The following is a 21882-nucleotide window of genomic DNA, read 5'->3' on the forward strand; positions in this document are numbered from 1 at the left end:
GTTATATGGTTTTTATTTGGTTTACAATTGGAATATCAGCTTCTGCCCAGTCAAGAATTAGCAACTCGCTAATATTTAACAACTTATACTGTGCGTGTTCATTTAATATTATATTTCCTGATATATATTTTACTACATAAGGGATAAGTTTAATTTTAAAATCTGGATAAGAATAGACTACCGGATCTAATCGCTCTTGAACATCAACGTCAATATTTAACTCTTCCTTTAATTCTCTTCTTATACAATCAACTTCAGTTTCTTCAGATTCAATTTTACCGCCAGGAAATTCCCATTTCAAAGGAAGACTCATTTTTTCGCTTCTTTGTGTAACAAGGATTTTGCCATTAATTTTAATAATTGCACAAACAACTTCTATCATTATTATTATTTTAAATTAAATATGCGACTCTCGTCTTCTGAAAAATAACACCATGTTCTTTTTCCAAAATTCAAGTATTTAATCAAGTCACCAAAGTTTTTGAATAAGTAAAAATAAAGTCCTTCTCTATTAAATAAATAGCGAAAAGAACAACCATTATTTATAGATAAAAGCTCAATGCTATGTGAAGCATTTTTAAAATAAACCATGTGGATTGAATTCATTTAAAATTTCACTAAGTTAATATGTAAAGCTAACAAATCTTATAAAGTATAAATAAAAAAACTGCAAAAAATCAATCTATAACCTGCTTAACTTTCCAGCGAGTTTTTGGATATTTTTCAAGCATCTCTTTTTTACTAAATCCTTCATTGGTTTTAAAGTCCCAATCATACTCCATATGGAAAATATAGATAAGTTCATTTTTTAAATAAACAGCTTTTGTCGTTGTAAGAACTCCAATATGTAATAAAACCTCTAAGCCTTCAGGTGTGATTTCTTCTAATTTTATAATTAACTCAATCGTTGATAGTATCATAATTTTTATAATGTTTAAGTAACAAAAAAATACATAATTTAAAATATGAGTCAACATCCGATGAGTAACAATGCATTTAAAGCACTTCTGAGAGGGGTTTTTCTAATATTTATAGTTAAGTTTTTTTTAAACTCAATCCTGAATTTCCACTCCTACGAAAAATTTCGTAAATAAAATTTGGAAGTACGAATCTTTTCGTATTACATTTGTACGAAACAATTCGTAGACAGATGCAAAACTTTCAAAAACCCACGGAATCAGAACTCGAAATACTAAACATATTGTGGCAAAAGGGCCGTGCCACCGTAAGAGAGGTAAACGAGGTAGTGAACCAAACCAAAGAAACGGGCTACACCACCACCCTAAAAATCATGCAGATAATGTTTGACAAAGGCCTCGTGACCAAAAACACCGAGGGCAAACAGCATATTTTTGAGGCTAACGTGAGCGAAGAAGCTACGCAGAAATCACTACTGAATCGTTTTATTGACTCCACGTTTCAGGGCAATGCCATGCACTTGGTTATGCAGGCTCTCGGAAACCACCACGCATCTAATGAAGAGCTCACGGAGCTCAAAAAACTCATCCAACAGCTCGAACAAGACACGTAACAATTTTATGAAAAAGCTATTTTTAAAACATTAAAAAAACAAACCCTCGATGCTTAGGCACTGGGGTATTTAAAACAATGGAAAATCTAACCGAATTATTCTCAAATCCGCTGGCGAAAGCCCTCGGCTGGACTTTAGTGCATGCTTTGTGGCAAATACTGGCTGTAGTATTGGTTTATTTTGTGGTGGGTATTTTTACCAAAAAAGCCAACCTCCGCTATTGGACCGGCATGGGGCTACTCTTGCTTCAGTTTGTGGCAAGTATCCTCACTTTTGGCTATTTGTATTCGCTGAGCCCTACCGAGGCTCAGGCGTTTCAGGGTGTGGCTATGGCTCCCAAAGTTACGAGCAGTTTACAGGCTTTCTTGGTGTTTTTGCAGGCCAATCTGCCTGTGTTTGTAGGTATGTGGGCATTGGGCTGTGTGATTTTGTTTGCTCGCCTGGCCATGGGCTATGTGTGGGTAAATCAACTCAAAAACCACCCTAAAAACCAAGTAGACGAGAAACTAACGCTTTTGGTAAGCAGCCTGAAAGCCAAAATGAACATCAGTCAGCAGGTGAGCGTGCGGGTGTCTACTTTGGTGACCTTACCGATGATTATGGGGGTTTTAAAACCCGTAATCCTGATTCCGATGAGCATCGTAACGGGCTTTTCGGAGGAGCAGTTGGCCACTATTTTGGCTCACGAACTGGCCCATCTCAAACGCCGCGACTTCCTATTTAATGGGCTACAGTCGGTGCTCGATGTGCTGTATTTTTTCCACCCTGCTTTGTGGCTGCTGTCGGCTCAGATACGCAAAGAACGCGAAAACTGCTGCGATGACATGGCCCTTCAGGTGAGCGGAAACCGTATTTTGTTGGCCAAGACTTTGGTACAACTCCAAGAGGGAGCCTCTGCCCCGCAACTGGCTATGGCTTTTGGAAAGAAAAAATATACCTTACTAGAGCGTGTGCAGCGAATAGTAGGTGTGCATCAGCCCAAAAACCTGACCAAAGAAAGCATGATATTGGTGCTTGGACTTTTTGTATCTTTCATGACTTTTGCCCAAATTAAAGCCGAAGAGCCCAAAACCAAAGCGAAGCAAAAAGAAACTCCGATCGAAGTAAAAACCATTGATATAAAAGGAGTTAAGTCAGACACTACGAGAGAGGAGAGTTTTAAAATCAGTATAAAAGACGAACAAAACGATTTTGAGATACGCGATGACAAGGTGTTTTTTAATGGAAAAGAAGTAGAAGTTAAAGACCAAGAGAAACTAAAAATGCACCTGGCGGCCATTAACAAAAAGCATCTGGAGATAAATGCGGCTACGGGTCACATTCAAGAGGAATCTCAAAAGATAAGTCAGGCGGTATCGCAGATGTATGTGGTTCAAAACCAAGAGTCTATGCAGAAAATATCCCAGCAGATGAGTGAGGTTGGTCAAATGATTGGCGAAATCTCTTCAAAATATGCCAGCCAAATGAACAAGAAGGGTCTTACTGAAAAAGAGAGAGAGAAGATCTCACAAAAAATGAACAAAGAGATAGCCGAATATGAGAAAAAGATGGAGGCTTTAGAAGATGAAATGAGTGTATTTACAGACAAAATGGAGGAGAACAATCCTGCTTTTGAGGAAATGGAAAGGAAGATTCAGGCATACGAAGCTCCTATAGAAAAACTGAGCCAAGAACTTGATGCTGAGGTTGAGGGAGTGTTGAGCCTTTTACCAGAAAATATCCGAAACAGTGTACAAAAAAGCATGGAAGATGCTCCAAAGCCACCAAAACCGCCCAAGGCTCCGAAAGCACCGAAAGCTCCAAAGGCACCCAAAAATAAAGTAAAAAATAAGGATGGTGTGCATCAGGTTCCACCTGTACCAAAAATGCCGCCTGCACCACCAGTGCCGATAAAAGACTAACTGAAAAATCGCTGCTCGTAACTGAGCGGCGTTTTTTTTGTGTATTTTTTTCAAAAAACTATATACCTATGTGGCAAAAAAATACTTTTTAATTTAAACACATAGTTATCATAGATATACAAACTCTAAAGTTTTCACATAGAAACCATAGCTTTACTTACCTTAATAACTATGTACCTATGTGGTATTTCCCTAGTGTGAACTATGTGGTTAAAAAATACTTTTAAAGTTAAACACATAGTTATCATATATATACAAACTCTCAAGTTTTCACTAATAAAACATAGGTCAACTTTCCTTAATAACTATGTACCTATGTGGTATTTCCCTAGTGTGCACTATGTGGTTAATAAATACTTTTAAACTTAAACACATAGTTATCATAGCTATTCAAACTATAAAGTTTTCACTAAGAAAACATAGAGCAACTTTCCTTAAAATCTATGTACCTATGTGGTATTTCCCTAATGTGAGCTATGTGGTTAAAAAAAATACTTTTAAAGTTAAACATATAGTTATCATAAATATACAAACTCTAAAGTTTTCACATAGAAAACATAGTGCAACTTTCCTTAATAACTATATACCTATGTGGTATTTCCCTAGTGTGAACTATGTGGTTAAAAAAATCATTGAAAAATCACCTCCGCCAGGTGCTCTAAAGCCATGTCGATATCTTCAGTTTTGGTATTTACGCCAAAGCTAAACCTCAAACTACTATACGCGTCGGCGTCTGAGTAGCCCATGGCTTTTAACACATGCGAAGGCAGCGTGCTGGCAGAATTACAGGCAGAACCGTTTGAAATAGCTATTTTGTGGAGTTTCATTAGCAGGTCTTCTCCGTCTTTTCCTACAAAACATATATTAGAAATATGAACGGCCCTTTCTCCGCCCGCCGAGTTTATTTTCCCTCCCAAACCAATTACTTTTTCTTCAAATCTAGTTTTTAGGCTATGCAAATGAGCATGATTTTCGTTAAGATTTTTTACCGAAAGTTCTACCGCCTTGCCCAAACCCACTATGCCGGGCACATTGAGCGTGCCACTTCTTCGGCCTCTTTGATGACCTCCGCCTGCTATTTGAGCGGCTATTTTTATGTCTTTTTTAACCAAAAGAGCTCCTACACCTTTAGGTCCGTAGATTTTATGTGCCGAAAAACTCAACAGATCTATCTGCATTTCTTTAAAGTTAAGCGGCATTTTGCCCACCGCTTGCGTAGCATCTACATGCACTTTCCCTCCATAGCGATGCACCAATGCACCTATCTCATCAATCGGGTGAATGAGCCCTGTTTCGTTATTGACCCAAAGTAACGCTACCAAGGCAGGCCCTTTTTGCAATTCTTTTTCTAGAGTTTCTATGGAAATATTCCCGTCTGAATCAACATCCAGATACACTATTTCTCGCCCAGTAACGGCCAACTGTTGGGCCACATCTAACGTAGCTTTGTGCTCTGTCTTAATTGTAATCAATTTGTAATCAATATTTTGAGACAAAAAACCCTTCAAAGCCAAATTGATAGACTCCGTAGCTCCTGAAGTAAAAACGATTTCAGATTTGAGTACACCTAAACTTTCCGAGATTTGACTTAAAGCCGTATCAACGGCCTCCTCCGCAAACCACCCAAAGGCGTGATGCCGACTAGACGGATTTCCAAAAACCGATGAGAAATAAGGCAGCATATCGGCCAAAACTTCTTCGGCCACGGGAGTGGTAGCGGCGTAATCGAGATATATCGGGAGGTTTTTCAAAAAATCACAATTTTTAATAAAATCAAATTTAAACTTTTCAGTCCAATCGCCACAAGCAATTGAGCATTTCGTTTTTGATAAATACAAAATGCAATAATCTGAAAGGCACCTTTTTTGTTTAAAACCAAACAATTCTAAGTCAAAAACAAAGGTGCGTTTTTGTGCAAAATGAAAATAATTGTTGTGTAAATTGAAAATAAATTCTGTGCAAAATGAAAGTGCCCTTCACAACAGACTCATTACAAATAACTTACGGCCAAACATCAAGAAAACATAAACCACCCTCACATTAACCTAAAAACCACTCCTTAGTTTCGCTTTTCGTGTTTGTCGTCTTCGGCACGGCGTTTTTGCATGGTTTCGGTTTTATCTAGTTCTTCTGACTCATTAAATGCCTTCCAGTCAAATTTCTCATCAAACGGATCAAGGGCCTTCTGCGGGTCAAAAATCCGAATATCTGCAGGCAGGGCATTGTATGGCGAAAAGTCAGGCTTGTTGGTAAACATGTCTCTGAGGTCGGTGGCCCCAGCATCGTATTGGTTGAGATACGGAATACCCAACACCTTCCAAAAAGTCTTAAATATTGACCCAAAACTATAATGGGTATTGGCCACATATTCTTTCTTGGCATAGGGCGAAATCGCCATCAAAATACTCCTGTGGGCATCTACATGGTCTACGCCACCTTGGGGGTCATCTTCAGTTACGATGATGAGCATGTTTTTCCAATATTCGGTTTTAGACAAAAACTCAATCACCCGACCCAAAGCCAGGTCATTGTCTGCCATGTAGCTCTCTTGAAAAGGAAATCCCGCCGCAGGGCGTTCTTTTGAACCGTGGTCGTTTGGCAACTGTAGGGTAATAAGCGAGGGTAAATTGTTCTTTTGAGTCCATCTTTCGTTAAACTCCCGGATAAATTCATCGGCCCTAAACTGATCGGGGATGGCCATGTTATAGGTAGGAAACGTCTTGGATGACTTATCAAAAAGCGGCCCAGCCACGGGATAATTGATGGTATACAGCTCTCCGGTATATTTCATGGTGCTGTCAGAAAACGCACCGGCCATTTCTACCCCAAAACCAAAATTAAAAAGGTCTTTGTTGTTTCGTTCCATGTGCTCCCACAGCGAGCCCGCCTCGTTATAGTCTTCGGGATAAATACTACCCGCCGAGCCATAGATAGACCAGTTGCCCGGTGCATTTGAGTTTTCTCTCATGCTTTTTTTGCCTCCATAAGATGCCGCAGTATTTGTTTCCACCCATTCGTTTGGATAGGTATTTACCAACCAGCGGTGCCCATCGGCAGACACGTCAGAGTCGCAATTAAAATTGTCAGAAATCGCAAATCTCTTGGCCAGCCCATAGTGGTTAGGCATCACATCGGCATGCATAACTGTCGAGTCTCCTGACCTGTTTTTCACCGTTCGGTTTAGTCCAAATCTCGCAAGTTCGGCCTCTCCATTTCCGGTAGGCAATTGCCCAAAGACTTCGTCGTACGTTCGGTTTTCTTTCGAAATAAAAACTATGTGTTTGATATTTTCAGAAGGCTCCAAGGGTTTAGTAGGAATAACACTACTTGCTTGATTATCAACCTTTGAAATATCTAAAAATTTAAAATTATTGCTAATTACTTTTTGAGTTAAACCAACCAATTCGGCATCGCTTGGTATATCAAATACCGTCACCACGCCTTTCATCAGACTGCCAATATAACTACCTTCGGCACCCATCTTAAACTTAGAACCGCCGTTAGGCCCACTACCAAAACCCTTGGCATTTGCCACTACCAGTTGTTTGCCATCAGGCGTAACTTTTAACTTACTCGGAAACCAAGCCGTAGGTATAAACCCTTTCACTTCTAAGGTTTCGGTATCTATCACACCCACTGCATTTATTCCCGCAAGGGCTATAAACGCACGTTTTTTATTGGGCGACAGTGTGATGCCAAAAGGAATCAAACCACGCAAATTCCCAAGACGCGGATCGGGATTTAGGTTAATGTTTTTTGTGACGGCACCGCTCTTAATATCTATCACAGACACGCAGTCGTTATTGCCATTTGAAACAAACAGGCGGTCGTTTGTCATCACTACCGAATTTGGGCTGCTTCCACCTACCGCGGGCATGTCTTCTATGAGTTGCCCAACCAAAAAACCCGTCTTCACTTTTCTAATATTCTCAGTTGGGTCTTGTTTGGTCTTTTTAGTAAACTTCGAAACATCATACATCCAGACCGAAAAAGCCATGTCTGAGTTTGGGTCACCCAGTGGCTCAACGCCTTTTTCGGGTATTCCCTTAATCATTTCTTCAGAACCATATTTAGTTGCAGGCCATGCATGAGCGGTTTCTTTGAGGTTATTTTTATCAATATCCGTAAATGGCTTGTATTCAAAAACGCCTACATTGGCCACTGCCAAAGTTCGTTGATCAGGCGTGAGCGAAACCCCAAACGGGTACCTGCCAGTAGGCAAATTGGCTGTTATTTTTTTGGTTAAAAGGTCAATAACTACCAACCTAAAGTTGATTTGGTCTACCACAAAAAGTGTGCGGTCATCGTCTGCCAGCACCATGTCGCCCAAGTAGCCGTGGGTATAGTCTTGATCGCCGACCTTTACGGCACAGTCAATAACCCCTAGTTTTTTGCCGGTAGAAACACTAAACATGTGCACCTCGTTGGTTTCGCCCCCAGCCACATACACCACGGTATTGGTTTTATTTATGGCCAAACCCATAAAACACGCCTCCAAAATTCCGTTGTCTGTTTTGGCCCCTTCGGGTATTTGCATCACTTTGGTTTTACCTGACTTTAAGCCCTTTATGATATTTATAGAAAATGGATTTATGCCCGAATTGGCAGTAATGGCGATGTCGCCGTCTTTGCTAAGCACCAAGCCATAAGGATGCGGAGCGGTCAGGTAGGTTTTACCCAGCGGCGACAGTATCCTTCCGTTTGGAATTATGGTTTCTCCATTGGGTACTATTTGGGTATATTTTTTACCTGCTGGGGCGGTTATTTCATATTGAACTTGAGCTTTGGCTGCAAAAAAACAAACAGACAAACCCAGTACTTTCAGGACTTTCATGGCGAATGGTTTGAGATGAATAATCAAATGTAATTTGAGAAAGAAAGATAACACAGAAAATCTAAAATTACCAGAAGGGAGCCATTTCTAAAACAGCTCTTTGTGTGTTTCTAAAAAGAAAAAATTAACGAATAGGTTGGGCATAGTAAAAACCCAAAAAGAGTATAAACACTATTAAAAAGCCCCACTTAGCGAAAATCTCACGTACTATTTTCAAGATGTTAGAAGTCATCGTTTTTTTTCTGCAAAACTACTCCCACTACTTTATCTGAATATTAAACCAATATTAAGAAACAGTAAACAAAAAAAATCTCCCAAAACGAATGTATTTCATTCACTTTGAGAGATTTAAATGCTATTGCTAAAGCCGTATCTTACAAGTTCTTTTTTTTCATTTCCTTTACTGCATAGTCTACCGCACGGGCCGTAAATGCCATGTAAGTCAGCGAAGGGTTTTGGGTAGAAGTAGAGGTCATACAAGCTCCGTCCGTCACAAAAACGTTTTTGCAGGCGTGCATCTGATTCCACTCATTCAGCATAGAGGTTTTAGGGTCTTTGCCCATACGCACGCCGCCCATTTCGTGAATATCTAAACCGGCAGCTTGCTTACTATCGTGTGTTTTGATATTTGTAAAGCCAGCACCTTCAAACATCTCGGTCATTTGCTCGAGGTAATCTTTCACCATCTTTTCGTCGTTGTCGTCATAGTCTACCGAAATTCTCAACTGAGGCATTCCGTTAGGATCTTTCAGACTTTGGTCTAGCGAAACGTAGTTGCTTTCCTTTGGAATGGTTTCGCCCATCATGTGCGAGCCTACGTGCCAGCCGCCGTATTGGGTTTTACCCAAATTATCTTTTAAGTTTTCGCCTATTCCGTCGTGGCTTTGGTACGAGATTCTGCTTGCATTAAAACCCGCCGCATATCCTCTCAGGAAGTTGGTTTCTTGGCTATATACATTTCTAAACCTCGGAATATACGGGCTATTGGGCCTTCTGCCTTCGGTGGTTTTGTCTAAAAATCCATCAAACTCAGCCGATACTCGTGCTCGGTAATTGTGAAAAGCCACATATTTACCCAACACACCACTGTCGTTACCAAGGCCATTCGGAAACCTCGAAGATATGGAATTCAATAAAATCAAATTGGTATTTAATGCCGCCGCATTCACAAAAATTATTCTTGCATAATACTCCGTCATTTCGCCTGTATGGGCATCTATTACTTTTACTCCTGAGGCCTTACCTAATTTTTCATCGTAGATTATTGAATGTACGATACTGTCGGCCTTAAGTGTCATTTTGCCAGTTTTCATCGCCCATGGAAGTGTGGAAGCGTTGCTACTAAAATATCCACCATACGGGCAACCACGCTCACAAATAGCCCTGTTTTGACACTGGGCACGGCCTTGGTCATAGTGAATCTGGTTTGGCTTAGTTAAATGAGCACAGCGGCCCATTATCACGTGCCTTTTACCGCCATATTTTTGACTTACTTTTTGACTAAAATAATCTTCTACACAGTTCATTTCGTGTGGGGGCAAAAACTCGCCGTCTGGCAAAGCATCAATGCCGTCGTTGTTTCCCGAAATACCCGCAAATTTTTCTACATAGCTATACCACGGAGCGATATCGTCGTAACCGATTGGCCACTCCACCGCAAAACCGTCACGGGCAGGACCTTCAAAATCATACTTGCTCCAACGCTGCGTTTGTCTGGCCCAAAGTAAGGACTTACCCCCTACCTGGTAGCCTCTAATCCAGTCAAAGGGCTTTTCTTGTATGTAAGGTTGCTCTTTATCTTTTACAAAAAAATGTGCCGCTCCTTCGTGAAACGCATAACATTTGCTAATAATCGGATTCTCTTCTCTCACCGCAAGAGGCATTTGGCCAAGGTGCTCAAACTCCCAAGGTTGTTTCATAGTAGTGGGATAGTCCGCTATGTGTTTCACGTCTTTTCCTCGCTCCAGCACCAATGTTTTTAGGCCTTTGGCCGTAAGTTCTTTCGCAGCCCAACCGCCACTTATTCCCGAACCAATCACGATAGCGTCGAAGGTTCTTTTCTTTTTATTTTCTATGTTCATTTATCTTTAAGAATTTAGCGGCACGCAGCCATAATAGCGACCCGGAGCAAACTCAAATTTGGCTACCTCGGTCAAATAATATTCAGAAGAAGTATAGGCACGTACCGTAAGGCCTTTTGTGGTATCAAAAAACCATTTTTGGTCTTTGTCAGAAGAAATATTTAAGCCCTGTAATAAGTTAAGTTTTTGCTCTTTCGAACATTCTAAATACGGTTTTCCATATAATAACTTAGAAATATCCTCTACTTTCAGAAGCGAATCTTTAAATCGTTTTTGGTCGGCAGGTGTATACATATCCGCCACCATGGTTTCAATAAACTTCGGTATTTCTAAGGTTTTGGCACCCGGCGAGTCAGTTTCAGGCAAAATGGTTTCTGACAGGTCTTCTAACACCGAAGACTGAATCAAATTTAGACTTAAAGCATGTTTGGGTAGTTTTTTGGCGGTCCAGCCATTGGCCCAAGCGGGGAGACTCAAAGTGGTCATCAGGCCCACGCCGAGGGTAGAGAACATTTCTCTTCTTTTCATAGATAAGTAATTAACAAGGTTGAAATAACCTTTAAATTTAGAAAAAAATATGGTGCCTATAAAATTTAAAATCACAAAATGATTTAATCGGGCCGAATGTATGTTTTTGTTCTAAAAAAACACACATTTGTATTTCATGAAACTTTAAATACTAAAAAATGAAAAAATTACTCTTCTTGGTTTTGATAGCCTTGCAAGCCACCGCTCAAATATCTGCCCCACAAAAAGAATGGACGCAACTTTTTAACGGTAAAAACCTCGACGGCTGGGACATAAAAATCAGAGGTTACGAGCTCAATGACAACTTCGGAAAAACTTTTCAGGTTAAAAATGGCAACATTGTGGTTAACTACGATGCCTACGACCCGTTTGATTTTAGATATGGACATTTGTTTTATAAAAAACCGTATTCATACTACAAAATAGCCGTAGAATATAGATTTATAGGCGAGCAAGCCAAAGGTGGAGAAGGCTGGGCAAACCGAAACAGCGGCATCATGATCCACGGTCAGCCGGCAGCTAGTATGCTCAAAGACCAAGACTTCCCGATTTCGATTGAGGTACAGCTTTTAGGTGGCAAATCTGACGGAAAAACTCGTACAAACTGCAACCTTTGCACACCCGGCACCAATGTGTTTTTCGAAGGAAAATTTGACGAAAGACACTGTATAAACTCTACCTCAAAAACATACGACGGCGACCAATGGGTAAGAGCCGAAGTAGAAGTTTTGGGAGACTCACTGATCAAGCATTATGTAAACGGCGAGCTGGTTTTGACCTATACCAAACCGAGCATTGGCGGCGGCGTAGTGAGTGGTTTTGACCCATTGTTTAAAAAAGATGGCATGATGCTAAAAGAAGGCTCAATATCGCTCCAAAGCGAAAGCCACCCGATAGAATTCAGAAAGGTGGAACTGCTAAATCTAAAAGGCTGCATGAACAAAAAAGCCAAAAACTATAAGGATTATTATGTGGAAGCGGATGATGAAAGTTGTAAATTTTAAATAATCACACCACACCATGTTTTTAGAAAATTACACATTTGAGAAAGGCGAATACTTTATCAGTACAGACAAAAATCTGATTGATTTTGATGTCGTTTATTGTTATTTATCACGTTCTTATTGGTCAGAAAAAATCCCGATGGATATAGTCAAAAATGCCGCAAAGCATTCAGTGACTTTTGGCATTTATTTAAAGCCAAATCAGCAAATCGGGTATGCAAGGGTAGTGACAGACCAAACTACTTTCGGGTATTTGGCCGATGTGTTTGTTTTAGAAGAATTTAGGGGGAATGGCCTCTCTAAGTTTTTGATGGAATGCATCATGTCTATTCCAGAATTTAAAAACTTGCGGACATGGCTATTGGGTACCAAAGACGCACACGAACTATATAAAAAATTTGGATTCAACTCCCCAAAATTCCCAGACAGAATCATGCAAATTTCCCGACCGGATATTTATACAGAGATGAAAGAACAAACTACATTGTAAAGTCATTAATTACTTATTTAAAAAGTCCTCTTTTTGTTTGTTTTACTCAAACAGAAAATCTGAAGTAAAACTTTAAAATTCAACTCTTGATATTCTCTTAATAAATATGGGTTAAAATTCTTCAGAATATAAAAATTAAATTAATTCATTAAAAAAAGATAACAATGAAAGAACAAGCTTTTATTATAAGATGTAATCCAAGTGGAACAAATAGGTTAAATGAGATTTTAAAAGAAGACCAAATAGTTATCGGTTGGTCAAAGACGAAAGATATTCTTTTCGACAAAACATTAAATAGAGAAGACTTTAAACAAAAAATAAAGGAATCATATTATCCTCAATATGAAGAAAATCCATATTCTTTAGGGCAAGCCACAGGATATATGTGGAGATTTATAAGAGAAATTAACATTGGAGATACTGTTATTATACCAATATCAAAAGCATTTTATATTGGGAAAGTCGAAAGTGACAATATTTACTTAGAAGATAAAATTAATGAAGATACTTCAATTAGAAGAAAAGTAAAATGGTTAAATGACAGTAAGCCAATATTAAGAGAATATTGCGGTTCAGGTTTAATCTCAAGGCTAAAATATCAAGGAACTTGTGTCAATGCATCAGATTTAATTGATGACATTGAATTAGCAATTATATCTTCAAAAAAGAGAAGCGTTCCAACCTTTAAAAACCAATTAAACGAAAGCTTAAAGCATAAAGTAACAGAATTCTTGGTATCAAAAGAAGCATACTTAGATGACAGAAAATTTGAAGAATTAGTTAAACAATTAATGTTAGGACTTGGAGCATCAACAAGTGAAATACCCGCAAAAACTAGATATAAAGGATCAATTGCAGATGTTGATATATTAGCAAATTTTGTACACTTAGGAATTCAAATATATGTCCAAGTAAAAAAACACAAAAAAAATTCAGACGAATTGGCCGTAAACCAAATAATTGAAGCAATTAAAATCGATAATCCTGATAATTCTAAACCAATCTTCGGTTGGGTAGTAACTTCAGGGACATTTACAGAAACTGCTCAAGATTTGGCCGATAAAAATGGAATTAGAGTAATTAATGGAGATGACTTAGCAGAAATGATTGTAACTGTAGGTTTAGAAAAATTCTAGTTTAAACAAACAACCATTTTTTAACCACATTCACCTAATCATTTCGAATGAATAGTTTATTCTAAACCAATTTTCCACTAAATTGAATTTTAATAACAAAAACCAACCTTAAATGAAATTAATCGCATCAATAGACCAAGGTACAACCAGTACCCGCTGTATATTTTTTGACAAAAAAGGACAAATAGTTTCCGTAGCACAAAAAGAACACAAGCAGATTTACCCCCAACCGGGCTGGGTAGAGCACGATTCATCTGAAATTTGGCAAAACACCCAAGAGGTAATAGCCCAAGCAAGAATTAAGAAACAAATCAAAATAGAAAATGTAGAGGCCTGCGGAATCACCAACCAACGTGAAACCACATTGGTATGGAACAAACGCACCGGTAAACCATACTATAATGCCATCGTGTGGCAAGACACCCGAGTAGGAAAACGCGTAGACGAACTAGAAAAAGAAATTGGCTCGGCCTGGTTTAGAGACAAAACGGGGCTTCCATTGGCAACTTATTTTAGTGGTCTAAAAATCCAATGGTTGTTAGAAAACGTGGAGGGACTGAGAGCAGATGCGGAAAAAGGAGATGCCATTTTTGGAAACATGGACTCTTTTGTGGTTTGGAACCTAACGGGAGGCATCCATGGTGGAATTCACCTTACTGACGTAACCAACGCTTCCAGAACACAGCTCATGGACCTCAAAACCTTAGCATGGGATGCTGAGATTTTAGAAAAACTGAATATTCCCTTAGCTATGCTTCCTGCCATTAAACCAAGCAGTATGGTGTATGGCCAAATAGTTTCGGAGCCGCTAGCGGGCGTACCCGTAGCCGGTATTTTGGGAGATCAGCAAGCCGCACTTGTAGGGCAGACTTGTTTTAAACCCGGTGAGGCAAAAAACACTTATGGCACAGGGTGCTTTATGTTACTTAACACAGGCACAAAAGCGATCCCATCGAAATATGGCCTACTCACCACTGTGGCCTATCAATTTGAAAACCAACCGGTTCACTACGCATTAGAGGGCTCAGTAGCCATAGCCGGAGCCTTGGTACAGTGGCTGAGAGATAATTTGGGAATAATAAAAAACAGCAGCGATATTCAGACCTTAGCAGCTAGTGTGGACGACAACGGCGGAGCCTATTTTGTGCCTGCATTCTCAGGTCTATATGCACCTTATTGGGAAAACTCAGCCCGAGGCGTGATAGCAGGACTAACCCGCTATGTAACCAAAGGCCACATAGCAAGAGCCGCTTTAGAAGCTACCGCATACCAGACCTTGGATGTGTTAGAAGCCATGGAAAAAGACGCCGAAATAGAGTTGAGCTCACTACGAGTAGATGGCGGAATGGTGGTCAATGAGCTACTGATGCAGTTTCAGTCGGACATGCTAAAAGTGCCCGTTATCAGACCTCAAATGATTGAAACCACCGCATTGGGAGCCGCATATGCAGCAGGCTTGGCGGTAGGATATTGGAAAAACACCGATGACTTACTAGAAAACTGGGGCATAGACAAGCAATGGGAACCAAACATGCAAGAAACACAAAGAGACGGATACCGTGCTGGATGGAAAAAGGCGATAGAAAGATCTAAAAACTGGGAGGACTAAATGATAGACATAAAGGCCCTGTGGGAAAAATCAGAAACGGCAACTAACGCATGGATAAGCATACCGAACGCATGGACAGCAGAAATAATGGCCCATGCGGGTTTTGATGTCATGACCATAGATGCCCAACATGGTTTGGCAAATGACCTCAGCGTAATATTACCCATGCTCCAAGCCATTGCTACCACAGCCACTGTTCCGTTTGTAAGGCTTCCCGAAAACAACCCGGCGTTTATCATGCGAATGCTTGATGCGGGCGTGGTTGGGCTCATCTGTCCGATGTTAAATACAGCTGAGGAAACCGCTGCATTTGTGAAGGCAGCCAAATATTACCCCGAAGGAAATAGAAGCTATGGCCCTACGCGTGCGAGTCAAATATACGGCGAAGACTATGCCGCAATGGCAAATCAAAAGACCATAACTTTGGCTATGATAGAGACGCCCGATGCCCTAAAAAACATAAGAGAGATGGCCAAAGTGCCGAATCTCGACGGCTTTTATGTGGGACCTTGGGACCTCAGCATTTCATTGGGTTACACCAAATTTGCCGACTTCGAAGATGCTTCTTTTATGAAAATATTAAAGGAAATAGTGGAGGTAGCCAAAGAGCACAATTTGGTCTGCGGTATACATGCAGGTTCACCACAGAATGCCAAAATCTTTACCGAAATGGGCTACAAGTTCGTGACGATCATCAATGATTCTTCTGCCCTAAAAGCCTTTGCAAAAAATACACTTTCGGAGTTTCAGGGCTTAGAAAACAATAAGCCTTCCCGAGATTATTGAGATATTACCAAAAACTAAAATAGCCTCCAAATCCTTAATTTGGAGGCTATTTTTATGAATTCAGGGAACATAATCCCCAAATTCATACAAAATCGGGGATTATAATCGCCAAATTAATTATTTTCTCTTAAAACTCGACTTTGGCCTTGGCTTACTGCCTGGCGACTTCGGCTTGTTTTTGGGCTTAGAAGCACCTCCACCTTTTGGTTTATCAAAACGCATATTTTTAGCTTTCTTTTCATGAAAGGCACCCATAAAAGTTGGGTCTTCTTTTTTGCGTTGTTCGTCTATTTCTTTCAATATAGCCTGCGACTCTTCAAATGGCGTTTCTTCTATCACTACCCCCTTCGGAATCTCCAATAATGGAATAGTAGTGCGGATAATTTTCTGAATCTTATTCAAATGATATTCCTCCGAAGGAATCATAAATGTGATGGCTTCGCCCTCAAGTTTGGCCCTACCCGTACGCCCAATTCTGTGTACGTAGTCTTCGTAAATTAAAGGCACATCAAAGTTAATTACGTGACTCACGGCATTTACGTCAATACCCCTAGCGGCCACATCTGTAGATACCAAAACTCTGATATTACCATTTCTGAAGTCTTCTACAGCGTTAATACGCGTATTTTGTCCTTTGTTGGCGTGTATAACACGTACATTGCTACTGCCCAAAACTTTTCTTTCCAAAAACTTATAGACGTTATCGGCTACGGTCTTAGTTCTACAAAAAACTATCGCCCTCGAAATCACATTGGAGTCTAGCAAATGCCCCAAAAGGTTAATTTTAGTTTTAAAATTTGGCACATGATACAGCGACTGTGTAACCGTATCAGCAGCAGTGGCAGAAGGAGATATTTCTACTTTAATAGGTGCCTCCAAAAACTCCTCAGAAAGTTTCTCAACTCTAGGCTCAAAAGTAGCCGAGAACAACAAGTTTTTCCTTTTACGAGGAATTACCTCTAATATTTTACGAATTTGAGGCATAAAGCCCATGTCCATCATTTTATCTGCTTCGTCTAAAACCAAATATTTGATTTCTTTGGTCGGTATTTCACCCAAAAGGTAAAGGTCCATAAAACGACCCGGAGTGGCCACTATAATGTCTACACCTGCTTTTAGTTTTTCTATCTGAGTTTTGGGACCAAGGCCACCATATAAAGATACATGTCTGATATCGGTATACTTAGCCAAGTCAGTAATGGCGGCGTCTATCTGCATCACTAGCTCACGAGTAGGAGCAAATATCACACAGCGGGTAAACATACCCTGTGCATACTTAACCTTCATTAAAATTGGAAGCAAAAATGCTGCGGTTTTTCCGGTGCCGGTCTGAGCTATTCCGAGCACGTCGTGCCCTTCCATAATCAACGGAATTGCTTTGTCTTGAATCTCACTTGGCTCCGTGTAGCCCATATCTTCTATGGCCATCAAAAGCTGCTTATTGAGTTCAAATTTATTAAATGAGTTTTCCATAATTCTTAATTGAACCACAAAGATACCCAAGAAGGTTCTTAAAAGTGTTTATTTAAGTACATTAATGAAAAGGTGTCTTAAAATCATAATACTAAAACGCCACAACCCTCCTAGTCAATTTTGGCTTTGCCATACAATATCACCCCAGGTCTTTCATTGGTGGTTTTTCCATCTTGTAGCACTATTTTTCCATTTACCATCACCATTTTAAAACCTTCGCTGTAGGCATGAGGCGACTCAAAAGTCGCTTTGTCTTCAATTATATTTTCATCAAAAACCACCACATCTGCCGCAAAACCCACTTTTAGCAGCCCTCGGTTTTGTAATCCTATCCGTTGAGCAGGCAGCGAAGTCATCCTTCTGATGGCCTCTTCGAGGTTAAGTACCTTTTGCTCTCTCACATACCTACTTAACACCCGGGCATTGGTACCATAGCCACGCGGGTGCGGCATATTTTTACCAAATTCATAAACTCCCGCATCAGAGGCAATCATGGTATTTGGGTATTTCAAAATCTGAACCACATCAGACTCATCCATTTTGTGAAACACCATCTGAGCACCGCCTTTTTTCAGCAAATCCATCACTAAAAAAGCTTCTGTTTCTGCATTGGTTTTTCTGCCGAGGTCTTTATTTATCTGAGAAATACTTTTACCGTTATAACTTGCGTCTGGTTCAAAACGGGCAATAACAGCATAACTAAAATCTTTACGGTTGTCTTTTTTTAGCCCCGTTATCATCTCTTTCGCTATTTTCTTTCTCGATGCTTCGATAGTAAGACGTTCGTTCATGGCAGAGTCGCCATCGGCATGTACCCACGAAGGCACCAAAGTGCCCATATTTGTACTGCTGGCCGTATACGGATACTGATCCACGGTTACATCAATCCCCTCTTTTCTGGCGTCTTCTACCAAGCCTATAGTTTCGTAACTTTTGCCCCAGGCGGTTTTAGCAGCTATTTTGAAATGTGAAATCTCAACCGGAATATCTGCCTCACGGCCAATATTGATGGCTTCGCGTATGGCATCATGCACGTGGTGTGACTCATCTCTGATGTGAGAAGCATAAATGCCGCCGTATTTGGAAGCGACCTTAGCCAAGCCCACCACTTCAGGTGTTTTGGAGTATGTGCCCGGAATATAAATTAAGCCCGTGGCCAAACCAACGGCACCGTCACGCATTCCTTTTTCTACCAAAGCCTCCATTTGCATTTGCTCAGCCTCAGTAGGATCTCTAAAAACATTTTTCATTACGGCTGCCCTCACCTTATTGTGCCCAATAAAAGAACCCACATTGGGTGTAATGCCGATTTGAGTAAGCGTGTCAAAAAAGCTTTTTAAGTTAAGTTCAGAACTACCGCAGTTTCCTGTAATCAGGCTAGTAACTCCGTCATATATGAAATTATCAGCCGTAGGAATAACTTTTATGGGGCTTTCTATATGCGTATGTACATCTATAAAACCCGGACTTACAATGTTGTTTTGAGCATCTACTAATACTTTGCAGTCACGAGCATCTATTTTTCCTATAAAACTTATGACCCCAGAATTTATTCCCAAATCTGCCTTATACCATGGATTTGCGGCTCCGTCTACTATTCGGCCATCCAGAATACAGGTTTCATATTTTTGAGCAAAAACCGAACTACACATCAACACAAAAAATAGAGCTTTTTTCATTTTTAGGCTATTTTGATTAAAAACAAGGCAACTTTAAAAACGCAAAGGCAGTTTATACCCAAAAAACTACATCTAAAGTTTTTATATAAATTTGCACAAAAGAAACTCATTTTCAAAACTCCGCTTTGCAAAAGAAAATAATACATATTGATATGGATGCATTCTTTGCATCGGTGGAGCAGCGAGACAACCCTGACCTAAGAGGCAAGCCCGTGGCGGTAGGTGGAAGTGCCGACCGCGGTGTGGTGGCAGCGGCAAGCTACGAAGCTCGCAAATTTGGGGTAAGGTCCGCATTACCTTCTGTAACTGCCAAGCGACTTTGTCCATCCCTGATATTTGTAAAACCGCGTTTTGAAGTCTACAAAGAAGTATCCAGACAAATCAGAGAGATATTTGCCGAATATACCGACCTGATAGAGCCTCTATCGTTAGACGAGGCCTATCTGGATGTAACCGAAAACAAGCAAAACAACCCAATAGCTACCGAAATAGCATTTGAAATAAGAACCAAGATTTTTGAAAAAACGGGACTAACCGCATCTGCGGGAATTTCATACAACAAGTTTTTGGCCAAAACAGCTTCAGACATAAACAAACCCAACGGGCAGTGTGTAATTAAACCCAGTCAAGCAGAGGCTTTTGTGGAGAAGCTGCCCATCCATAAATTTTACGGAATAAGAAAAGTAACGGCTGAGAAAATGATAAGTTTCGGCATTTTTACGGGAAAACAACTAAAGGAGCAGTCGCTCGAATTTCTAAAAAGCAAGTTTGGAAAAGTAGGCTCCTATTACTACGAAATAGCCCGAGGACAAGACAGAAGAGAAGTTTCGCCTTCGAGAGAAACCAAGTCTATTAGCGTGGAAAATACATTTTCGGAGGACTTAATAGACGTCCAAACCATCAAAGAAGAGCTTTTTCGGCTGTCTGAATCTTTGTTAAAAAGGATAGCCAAATATAATTTTATTGGAAAAACACTCACCATTAAAATCAAGTACGAAGATTTCGAATCGATTACCCGAAGTAAAACCTACGAAAGTGGGTATTTGAATAAAGACCAAATAGACCAAACTGTTGATTTTTTGATAGACAACCTAGTGCCATTTCCAAAGGGTATTCGTTTGTTGGGAATCGGGCTGTCTAATTTTTTGGAAGAAAACCAAGACAAGCAACTGCGTATCGGTTTCTAAAAAAAATAGCATTTACGTATTGTTTCACAAAAAAAAGTTAAGTTTAAACAAAATTTAACCCCTATCACTATGGAACTTATGAACATCAAGGCCCTTATTGCGGCCGCATTTGTCAATTTTATCGTTGGCTTTTTATGGTACAATCCCAAAACATTCGGTAACGTATGGATGCAAGAAGCCGGAATAACCGAGGAGTCAATGAAAGGAGCCAATATGGCCAAAATCTTTGGATTCGCGTTTTTGTTTGCAGTCATGCTATCTTCTACGGTATTTCCGATGGTTATTCACCAAATGCACCTGTACTCTATCTGTAATCACCAACTGATGGGCACCGACGAGGCCGCCAAAACTATGGCCGAAGCTGACATTGCCGCTTTTATGGAAAAATACGGCAACGAATTTAGAACCTTTAAGCACGGAGCTTTCCATGGTTTGTTATTTGCCTTGTTTATCGTGTTACCTGTAATCGGAACCAATGGCCTTTTTGAAAGAAAAAGCTGGAAATACATTTTTATAAATGTAGGATATTGGGCGGTGAGCTTAACGCTAATGGGCGGAATTATTTGTGCTTGGCAATAAGAACCATGCGATAATAGAATTTGACTCGAATAGAATAAAAAGTACTGCTTTTCTATGTAAAAGCAGTACTTTTGTGTTTAAAAAAACAGTAATTCTTTTGGAAAACGACTACAGGTATCATTATCCGGTAATGCTCAAAGAATGTTTGGAGGGTTTAAACATAAACCCGGCCGGCATTTATGTGGATGTAACATTTGGAGGTGGCGGCCACTCGAGGGCAATTTTAGAAAAACTCACTACAGGTCATTTGTATAGTTTTGACCAAGACGCAGACGCTCGTTTGGAGTCAGAAAAAATCACTTCTGAAAACTTTACGTTTATAGCGGCTAATTTTAGACACATAAAAAAATACCTTCGTGTGCATGGGGTAAAACAAGTAAACGGCATTTTGGCCGACCTTGGCATTTCATCGCACCAAATAGATACGCCCGAAAGAGGTTTTTCTACAAGGTTTGACGCTATCTTGGATATGCGTATGAACACCAACACGGGACTATCGGCCAAAGAGGTGGTAAACGAATATTCGGTAGAGGATTTACATAAAATATTTGGAATGTATGGCGAACTAAAAAACGCCAAAACTGTAGCAAACGCCATAGCTACCGCCAGAGCTTCAGCACATTTAGAAACCATTCATGATCTAAAAAACGCACTGCAATCATTTGCTCCTAGACATAAAGAACACAAGTTTTTTGCTCAAGTTTTTCAGGCACTCAGAATAGAAGTAAACGAAGAAATGAAGGTTTTGGAAGATTTCTTAGAGCAGGTACCTGAGGTTTTAGCTCCCGAAGGCCGATTGGTAGTGATGGCTTATCATTCGCTGGAGGACCGACCGGTCAAAAACTACATACGCTCCGGCAAGTTTTCGGGCGAGGTAGAAAAAGATTTTTTTGGAAATGAAATAAAACCCCTTCAGTCTATCACCCGTAAGCCTATTGAAGCAAGTCCTGAAGAAATAGCCCTAAACCCCCGTGCGAGAAGTGCGAAATTGAGAATAGCCGAAAAAAAGTAATTCAAGCGAAAAAAATTCCTTTGTGAAGTGTCCACTTTATTTTTGTGAATTT

General features: G+C 40.1%; 18 protein-coding genes. 10 read left to right on the forward strand and 8 right to left on the reverse strand.

Annotated features, from left to right (window positions below):
* Position 1: 1 nt before the first annotated feature.
* Entirely contained in the window at positions 2-382 is a 381-nt protein-coding gene (locus ACFOOI_RS13270; protein ID WP_379838462.1) for a (deoxy)nucleoside triphosphate pyrophosphohydrolase, read from the reverse strand.
* Between the two features lie 295 nt (positions 383-677).
* A complete protein-coding gene (locus ACFOOI_RS13275) occupies positions 678-920 on the reverse strand; it encodes a hypothetical protein (RefSeq protein WP_379838463.1) in 243 nt (80 codons plus the stop codon).
* A 230-nt stretch (positions 921-1150) separates the two neighbouring features.
* On the opposite strand from ACFOOI_RS13275, the gene ACFOOI_RS13280 reads away from it, so the two are divergent.
* Positions 1151-1531, forward strand: a complete 381-nt coding sequence (locus ACFOOI_RS13280) for a BlaI/MecI/CopY family transcriptional regulator (RefSeq protein WP_379838464.1) — start codon at positions 1151-1153, stop codon at positions 1529-1531.
* 77 nt (positions 1532-1608) lie between these two features.
* Positions 1609-3432, forward strand: coding sequence for a M56 family metallopeptidase (locus tag ACFOOI_RS13285; protein ID WP_379838465.1), 1824 nt, complete (start codon positions 1609-1611; stop codon positions 3430-3432).
* 629 nt (positions 3433-4061) lie between these two features.
* Here the strand turns inward: ACFOOI_RS13285 and ACFOOI_RS13290 are convergent.
* The 4 genes from ACFOOI_RS13290 to ACFOOI_RS13305 form a co-directional block, all read right to left on the reverse strand.
* Positions 4062-5183: a cysteine desulfurase family protein gene (locus ACFOOI_RS13290; RefSeq protein WP_379838466.1), complete on the reverse strand. Its 1122-nt coding sequence runs from the start codon at positions 5181-5183 to the stop codon at positions 4062-4064.
* A gap of 308 nt (positions 5184-5491) precedes the next feature.
* A complete protein-coding gene (locus ACFOOI_RS13295; protein ID WP_379838467.1) occupies positions 5492-8266 on the reverse strand; it encodes a hypothetical protein in 2775 nt (924 codons plus the stop codon).
* 374 nt (positions 8267-8640) lie between these two features.
* Positions 8641-10347, reverse strand: a complete 1707-nt coding sequence (locus ACFOOI_RS13300; protein WP_379838469.1) for a GMC oxidoreductase — start codon at positions 10345-10347, stop codon at positions 8641-8643.
* Positions 10348-10353: 6 nt separating this feature from the next.
* Positions 10354-10875, reverse strand: a complete 522-nt coding sequence (locus ACFOOI_RS13305) for a gluconate 2-dehydrogenase subunit 3 family protein (protein WP_379838470.1) — start codon at positions 10873-10875, stop codon at positions 10354-10356.
* A gap of 158 nt (positions 10876-11033) precedes the next feature.
* Between ACFOOI_RS13305 and ACFOOI_RS13310 the strand changes: the two genes are divergently transcribed.
* The 5 genes from ACFOOI_RS13310 to ACFOOI_RS13330 all read left to right on the forward strand — a co-directional run bounded on the left by ACFOOI_RS13310 (position 11034) and on the right by ACFOOI_RS13330 (position 15900).
* Positions 11034-11879, forward strand: a complete 846-nt coding sequence (locus tag ACFOOI_RS13310) for a 3-keto-disaccharide hydrolase (RefSeq protein WP_379838471.1) — start codon at positions 11034-11036, stop codon at positions 11877-11879.
* A gap of 16 nt (positions 11880-11895) precedes the next feature.
* The gene (locus tag ACFOOI_RS13315; protein WP_379838472.1) at positions 11896-12369 is read left to right on the forward strand and encodes a GNAT family N-acetyltransferase; all 474 of its coding nucleotides are present in this window, start codon (positions 11896-11898) and stop codon (positions 12367-12369) included.
* Positions 12370-12533: 164 nt separating this feature from the next.
* The gene (locus tag ACFOOI_RS13320; RefSeq protein ID WP_379838473.1) at positions 12534-13505 is read left to right on the forward strand and encodes a restriction endonuclease; all 972 of its coding nucleotides are present in this window, start codon (positions 12534-12536) and stop codon (positions 13503-13505) included.
* 112 nt (positions 13506-13617) lie between these two features.
* Positions 13618-15114: a glycerol kinase GlpK gene (glpK, locus tag ACFOOI_RS13325; protein ID WP_379838474.1), complete on the forward strand. Its 1497-nt coding sequence runs from the start codon at positions 13618-13620 to the stop codon at positions 15112-15114.
* Positions 15115-15900 carry an HpcH/HpaI aldolase family protein gene (locus tag ACFOOI_RS13330; protein WP_379838475.1) on the forward strand — a complete coding sequence of 262 codons (786 nt, stop codon included), beginning with the start codon at positions 15115-15117 and terminating at the stop codon, positions 15898-15900.
* A gap of 117 nt (positions 15901-16017) precedes the next feature.
* On the opposite strand, the gene ACFOOI_RS13335 is transcribed toward ACFOOI_RS13330, so the two are convergent.
* Both ACFOOI_RS13335 and ACFOOI_RS13340 read right to left on the reverse strand, forming a co-directional pair.
* A complete protein-coding gene (locus ACFOOI_RS13335; RefSeq protein ID WP_379838476.1) occupies positions 16018-17373 on the reverse strand; it encodes a DEAD/DEAH box helicase in 1356 nt (451 codons plus the stop codon).
* Between the two features lie 110 nt (positions 17374-17483).
* Positions 17484-19052: an N-acyl-D-amino-acid deacylase family protein gene (locus tag ACFOOI_RS13340; protein WP_379838477.1), complete on the reverse strand. Its 1569-nt coding sequence runs from the start codon at positions 19050-19052 to the stop codon at positions 17484-17486.
* Between the two features lie 125 nt (positions 19053-19177).
* On the opposite strand from ACFOOI_RS13340, the gene dinB reads away from it, so the two are divergent.
* The 3 genes from dinB (at position 19178) to rsmH (ending at position 21830) form a co-directional block, all read left to right on the forward strand.
* Positions 19178-20239, forward strand: a complete 1062-nt coding sequence (gene dinB / locus ACFOOI_RS13345; protein ID WP_379838478.1) for a DNA polymerase IV — start codon at positions 19178-19180, stop codon at positions 20237-20239.
* Positions 20240-20308: 69 nt separating this feature from the next.
* The gene (locus ACFOOI_RS13350) at positions 20309-20818 is read left to right on the forward strand and encodes a DUF1761 domain-containing protein (RefSeq protein ID WP_379838479.1); all 510 of its coding nucleotides are present in this window, start codon (positions 20309-20311) and stop codon (positions 20816-20818) included.
* A 73-nt stretch (positions 20819-20891) separates the two neighbouring features.
* Entirely contained in the window at positions 20892-21830 is a 939-nt protein-coding gene (gene rsmH, locus ACFOOI_RS13355; RefSeq protein ID WP_379838480.1) for a 16S rRNA (cytosine(1402)-N(4))-methyltransferase RsmH, read from the forward strand.
* Positions 21831-21882: the final 52 nt, after the last annotated feature.

Source organism: Lacihabitans lacunae (assembly GCF_042649125.1).
Lineage (GTDB): Bacteria > Bacteroidota > Bacteroidia > Cytophagales > Spirosomataceae > Leadbetterella > Leadbetterella lacunae.